At 40.9% G+C, this 6,590-nt stretch carries 6 protein-coding genes; 3 read left to right on the top strand and 3 right to left on the bottom strand.

The window, feature by feature from the left end:
* Positions 1–257: 257 nt before the first annotated feature.
* From ACTNC6_RS10035 to spoIIID, 3 genes are all read right to left on the bottom strand, one after another.
* Entirely contained in the window at positions 258–1,094 is an 837-nt protein-coding gene (locus ACTNC6_RS10035) for an alpha/beta hydrolase (RefSeq protein WP_173742712.1), read from the bottom strand.
* Positions 1,095–1,147: 53 nt separating this feature from the next.
* A complete protein-coding gene (locus tag ACTNC6_RS10040; RefSeq protein ID WP_441043993.1) occupies positions 1,148–2,416 on the bottom strand; it encodes an amidohydrolase family protein in 1,269 nt (422 codons plus the stop codon).
* A 116-nt stretch (positions 2,417–2,532) separates the two neighbouring features.
* Positions 2,533–2,787 carry a sporulation transcriptional regulator SpoIIID gene (gene spoIIID, locus ACTNC6_RS10045; RefSeq protein WP_019160446.1) on the bottom strand — a complete coding sequence of 85 codons (255 nt, stop codon included), beginning with the start codon at positions 2,785–2,787 and terminating at the stop codon, positions 2,533–2,535.
* 400 nt (positions 2,788–3,187) lie between these two features.
* On the opposite strand from spoIIID, the gene ACTNC6_RS10050 reads away from it, so the two are divergent.
* The 3 genes from ACTNC6_RS10050 to ACTNC6_RS10060 all read left to right on the top strand — a co-directional run bounded on the left by ACTNC6_RS10050 (position 3,188) and on the right by ACTNC6_RS10060 (position 6,388).
* Positions 3,188–5,185, top strand: coding sequence for a M28 family peptidase (locus ACTNC6_RS10050; protein ID WP_441043998.1), 1,998 nt, complete (start codon positions 3,188–3,190; stop codon positions 5,183–5,185).
* Positions 5,186–5,204: 19 nt separating this feature from the next.
* Positions 5,205–5,870 carry a GNAT family N-acetyltransferase gene (locus ACTNC6_RS10055; protein WP_173742716.1) on the top strand — a complete coding sequence of 222 codons (666 nt, stop codon included), beginning with the start codon at positions 5,205–5,207 and terminating at the stop codon, positions 5,868–5,870.
* A gap of 143 nt (positions 5,871–6,013) precedes the next feature.
* Positions 6,014–6,388, top strand: coding sequence for a BlaI/MecI/CopY family transcriptional regulator (locus tag ACTNC6_RS10060; protein ID WP_173742717.1), 375 nt, complete (start codon positions 6,014–6,016; stop codon positions 6,386–6,388).
* Positions 6,389–6,590: the final 202 nt, after the last annotated feature.

The raw sequence follows: 6,590 nt of genomic DNA on the forward strand, positions 1-6,590 counted from the left end.
TGTTTTCTAATGTATTTATTGTATTTTTGTGTTTATTATATAATACATTTGATATTTTTTTCATTTCACTTTTGCGTTATTGTAATTAATTTCACATTTAGTATATTTAATTCATACAATTTTTTATGCGCCAAAACTCATAGTTCTCAAAAATACATAGCTATTTACAATTGAAATCTACAAACCACTTTCTTTCATAAAAAAAGAAACATCTCCATGGATCGCTCCCACACAGATGCTTCTTTTAATATAATTATTTATAATCCTACATTACCACTGTTCATCCCTTCTTTGCTGTCTTTATCCAGTGGCAGCCAGTCCAGGACTTTCTTAATATAACGATTCCAGAAATCCCATTCATGGGCTCCCGGTCCTTCTTCATAAGTGACATTCACACCCAGTTCACTCATAGCGTCCCTGAATTTGCGGTTCGGAGGAAGCAGCGGATCATCCAGTCCGCAGGCAAGATACATTTTCGGAAACTCAGCTTTTTCCTCTTTCAGTTTTTTTGCAATCCACTCCGGATTAATTTCACAGTCATGAATTTGGGACAGATCTCCAAAAACACCTTCCAGGAACGTTTTCTTCTCGAAAAACATAGGAGAACTGTCATCATCTGTATCCATTTTTTCCAGAATCATAGCAGAAGAAAGGCCTGCGATATATCCGAATGTATCATGGTATTTCAGGCCATTTCGGATCGCACCGTATCCTCCCATGGATAAACCAGCGATAAATGTATCTTCTTTTTTATGAGATAACGGGAACATCCTTCGTGTGATCTTTACAAGTTCTTTTCCTATAAATTCACTGTAATTTTCATTAACTTCAGGATGATCCATATAAAACATATTTGCACCGGAGGGCATCACTACTGCCAGATTCTTCTCCTCTGCCCAACGCTTAATACAGGTTCCTGTCACCCAGTCTGTATAATTTCCCATTACACCGTGCAGAAGATAAAGCGTTTTGAAAGGTTTTTCATCTTCTTCTGTCTCCTCTTCAAAAAAGACTTTATCTGCCGGAAGGATCACGTTCATCGTTACCGGCCGCATCAGTGCCTTGGAAAAAAAGTTCACCTCTAATAATGCCATATGTATATTTCCTCCTTCTCTCTGAGGTTTCTCTATAATCGCAGTATAACAGATTAGAACTCCTGACTCAGCAATTTTCCGTCTATATATCTGGCTTTGATATTTCTGTCATCTCCAATATAGCAAAATCTTTCCAGCTTCTCCTGGGCAGTCATCTTAGACCAGGAATCCTCCATATTGTCAATTACAAGAGCATTAAATGCATATCCCTTTTCAAAAGATCCAACCTTTCCAAACACACTTCCTGCTTCCTTGGTTGCATGATAGAAAGCCTGTGTGATTGTAATGGTCTTACTTTCAGCCGGCTCATAAAATTCTTTCAGTTTTGACAGCTGTACTGCCCTTGCCACCTGACGGTATATGGCAATTCCATGTCCTCCCGCAACATCAGATCCCATGGCAATCTTCAGACCTTCAGAGGCCATCTGCTGCAGTGGCATAATACCTGCCACAATGTTTACTGTTGCATCCGGACAATGCACAGACAAGCTTCCATGTTTTTTCATAATCCGTTTATCCTCTGCAGTTGGGAAAATTACATGGGCAAAGATGGATGGGCCATAATCCATCAAACCTGCACGTTCATAAATTTCCGCATCAGACCCATATCCCGGAAACAGCTTTAACGCCTCCTGCGCTTCCCAGACAGACTCTACCAGATGTGTGTGCACACCGCAATGATACTTTGCAGCCAGTTTTCCAAGACCAAGAATCAGAGGCTCACTGCAGGTAGGAGCAAAACGTGGTGCCAGAATTGTTTTCACCTTTTTGCTGCCTTCATGGTCTGACAGATATTTCTCTGTTTCCAACAGGGAATCCTCTGTTTTCTCAATCAGAAACTCCGGTGAATTACAATCCATATTTACCTTTCCAACATATCCATACATTCCCTTCTCTTCCATTTTATCAAAGAGATAATCCGTAGCCTCACGATGGATCGTAGCAAAAACATTTGCATGAAAGGTACCGTGACGAAGCATGTCATCTACAAATGCATCATAGCTCTCTTTCGCATAATCCATATCCCTGAACTGTGATTCCTGCGGAAATGTATAGTGGTTTAGCCAGTCAGAAAGCAGACAGTCCATGCCAATGCCACGCTGTACATACTGTGACCCATGTACATGGAGGTCTGAAAAAGCAGGAATAATTAATTTATCACCGTAATCAACAATCTCTGCTCCTTTATACTCCTCCGGAACCCTTTCACAGATTTGTGACACCACTCCGTCCTCTACTATAATATAACTATTCTCATAAACTGACAGCTGATCTGCTGCCGGAGTGAATAAAATATCTCCATGGTAAATTTTTACTGCCATTCTCTTTTCCTCGCTTTCTTAATCCTTATCATTTATGTTTTCTTATCCTGATGGGAATTTCTCACACGACTGAAGTCACATGCTTTCAGTCCCATAACTATATCTTATCACATTTTTTAATTCTGCTGGTGCAAATATTTCTCCCTGGTAGCCAGACCCCCACGAATATGTCTTTCCTGCTTGTTCACATCCAGCACCTGGCGAACTGCCGCTGCAAGGCCTGGATTGATCTGACTAAGACGTTCTGTACAGTCCTTGTGTGTTGTGCTCTTACTGATCCCAAATTTCTTCGCTGCCTGACGTACCGTTGCATTTGTCTCAATGATATAACCGGCGATTTCCACTGCCCTTTCTTCGATATAATCTTTCAAAAGGAAACCCCTCAAAATACTTTTTTACAGTTTATGAAGTATTTTGAGGGGTTATGATATATCAGATAATCTTGAGTATATCTTTCTCAGGCAATGGCCTGGAGAAATAGAAGCCCTGCCTTTTCAGAATTGAATACAATCACAGTAATTTCATCATATCATTCCCATGGAAAAATAACAACAGATTTTATTTGTGTTTTGCATCGTTAAAATGTATACTGATTATAGTATATGTTTTCATATGAAAGAGGGGTATATTTTCACAGATACTATTTTACGAATAAACAAAGAACAGAACCCCTGCGTTTTGCAGGGCAGAAAAGAGGCGATTCCATTGAATACAGAAGAAAACTGTATCTCCTTTCTTGATACAGACTGGTCCTATCATCTGGCCAGACGTATGGAGAAGGAAAAAACGAATTCCGTCCTTGGTTACCGCACTGCAGGCTCTGCAGCGGAGACAGCTACCGGGCACATGCTCTATGAGGAAATGTGTGAGATCGGTCTGACTGATGTTTCCAGAGATACCTTTACCCTTGACGGATGGGAATTTGAAAAGGCAATTCTTAAATATGTTGATGAATCAGGCAGAGAACACCTTTTCCAGATGGGAGGCTATCAGACTAATTTTCAGACAGATGGTTTTCAGGATTACGAATTAGTTTATCTTGGAAAAGGAACTGCTGCAGATTATGAAGGAATAAATGTACAGAATAAACTGGTACTTGTAGAGATCAACCAGAGAGATGAATGGTGGATCAGCTTTCCTGTCTATCAGGCATATTTACGGGGAGCTGCTGCATTGATCGCAGTACAGGCAAACGGATATGGAGAAATTGCAGATACCGCTCTGAATGCCCAGGACATTGCCGGACCTGAATTTGCCCCGGCATTTTCGCTGTCTCAGGCAGATGCACGGCTTCTGAAAGATGCACTGTTTTCTAAAATTCAGTCTCAGAATACCGCTGCCTCCGGAAATAATCCGGCCTCCCTGCAGGTTTCTCTGGATGCCAGTTCCAGGGTTATGCCTGATGTACAGGCCAGTAATATTGTGGGAAAAATCCAGGGCACCGAAACAGATCACATGATTGTTTTATCTGCTCATTACGATTCCTATTTTGATGGATTTCAGGATGACAATGCCGCTGTTGCCATGATGCTTGGTATTGCCAGGGCATTGATAAAGGGCGGATACAAACCTGCCCACACCCTTGTATTCTGTGCTATGGCAGCTGAGGAATGGGGCGTGATCGATTCCAAATATGACTGGTCTACAGGAGCCTACAATCAAGTATTCCGTGTACATCCAGACTGGCAGGGTAAAGTTATTGCCAACTTAAATTTTGAACTTCCTGCACATGCCCACAACACCCGGGATGCTATCCGCTGTACCTATGAATATGCAGATTTTATCAGGGAATTCACAGATTCCCTCACTGTGCCGCCCCAGGCTTATCCGGACGGGATCTCTGTTCTGTCTCCTATTGAAACCTGGTCCGATGATTTTTCCATGGCAATTGCAGGCATTCCTTCCACTGTAAATGATTTCAGCGCAGGACCCTTTATGCAGAATTATTATCATTCCCAATATGATAACCAGGATGTATACCAGGAACCTGTATATCGTTTTCATCATGAATGCTATCTGAAGCTGGTTCTGGCCTATGACAGGCTAATTCTTCCGCCTCTGAATTTCAGTAATACCATGCAGGCAGCCGCTTCAAATGCAGAAGAAAAGACTCTGGATTTCGCTGTCTCTGATCTGGAAGGATTGAGAGCTCTGTTCCGTACAGCAGAATCTCTCGGACAGGAAGTTTATCAGAAAATATGCCAGGTCAATAAGGAGTATTCTGCTCTGGCTTCCGAACAGGATCGGAAAATTTTTCGCCGCAAATGGGAAAATACTTCCCTGCAGCTTCTGAAGACTTTTCGCAAGGCTCAGGATTACCTGGTACGCCTGAACTGGCAGGATGAAGTAATCTTTCCGCAGGATGCTGCCTTTCACAATATCAGACAGCTGGAAAAGGCTAAGAATGCACTGATAGACAAGAATATTACCGATGCCTTGAAAGCCCTGTATCGTGTAGACAATAATATGTATGCATTCCTCTTTGATGAGGAAGTCTATTATCATTTTACAGAGTATATTCTCCACCAGCCTAAAGACCGGCTGATGTGGGGTGCCGGACGGATTATGCATCATGAAAATCTATATGGTATTGTCCAGCAGCTAAAAGAACGGATGAAGGAACCAGATCCGGTACTGGAAATAGAAATCCGCCGCCTGGATGCCGCGCTGCGCAGACAGAAGGCTTACTATAAAGACGATATCCGTTACCTTAAAAATTCAGTGACCAAGCTCTGCTCCATGCTGAATGATATCTTAACAAATATATAAAGGAGTTTTTTATACTATTATGGAAAGTAAAAATTTGTACAGAGTACAGGAAGAGGATTTACCACGATTGCAGAAGCTTTTGACTGTTTGTTTTGCACAAGACCCCCTGTATCATGCACTGATACCGGATAATGACACCAGAGAACGACTTCTGCCTGAGCTTTTTTCCTGTGACCTGACAGAATTTTTTCAAACCTGTGAAATTTATTCAGACAGCAGCGAATTAAACAGTATACTGGTGGTTTCTGATGAAAGTGAACCTTATAACGTCCTGCAATACTGCCTTACTGAAGCCAAAGCTCTGCTCACCACTGATGGATGGCTCATCAAAGAAGACCCCAGCCTGAAAACCTTCTGGAACTTTGTCCAGGGAAAAGATTATCTGAATTCCAGCTGGACAGACCAGCTTCACCAGACTGAGCGTCTCCATGTAATTTACCTGGCGGTAGATCCCGGACATCAGCATCATGGTCTGGCCGAATTACTGATGAATGAAGTACTGGATTACGCACAACAGCACAAAATGCTGGTTTCTCTGGAAACCCACAACCCTGATAATGTTCCAATATATGAACACTTTGGATTTAAAGTTTATGGAATTGTAGAAAAATCACATTTTAATCTGAAACAATATTGCATGATCAAAGAAGCATCTGCTTTTGTCCCTGAAAAACAGGAGCTGTGAAACCTTACAGATCTTTTTATAAGATAAAAACAACCTATTTTCAGGTATGATTTTTGTATAATTATACATCTAGAAAAATTCTTATATATATATTATACTAATATGCAGTATGTACTTTTACTTTATATAAGGAGGACTAAACAATGGTACAAAACGCAATGAGTGCAACTGAGTTTTATATCTTGAAATATTTATGGTCCAGAGAAACACCTGCGACTTTTTCTGAAATTATGACTCACTTTAACGAAGAAGAAAAAAAGGAATGGAAAAAGCAGACTGTTAACACATTCCTCACCCGCCTGGCTCAGAAAGGCTTTCTAAATATTGACAAAAGTGGAAAAAGGGCCATCTATATCCCATCTGTATCCAGAAAAAAATACTATGAAGATTATGCACAGCAGATCATTGAGGATTCCTATGAAGGATCTCTGAAAAATTTCGTCTGTGCCTTTACAGAAAACCATAAATTAACATCCAATGAAAAAGAGGAACTGTTAACTTATATTCATTCACTGTAAATGTTGGGGGGATGCCAAATGGCATCCCCCTTATTTTTCTATAGCTTAATTAACAAAAAATATTTTTACGCACAAAAAAACCAGCTAGATGATAGCTGGTTTCTACTGTATCTTCAAAACTACATACATGTTGACATTTCCTTGAGAATTAACTTCCTGCGTTGCCGATTGAGTATTGTACTCCGCGGGGGTCACTTCGTGA

Source organism: Blautia sp. HCP3S3_C4 (assembly GCF_052064095.1).
Lineage (GTDB): Bacteria > Bacillota > Clostridia > Lachnospirales > Lachnospiraceae > Blautia_A.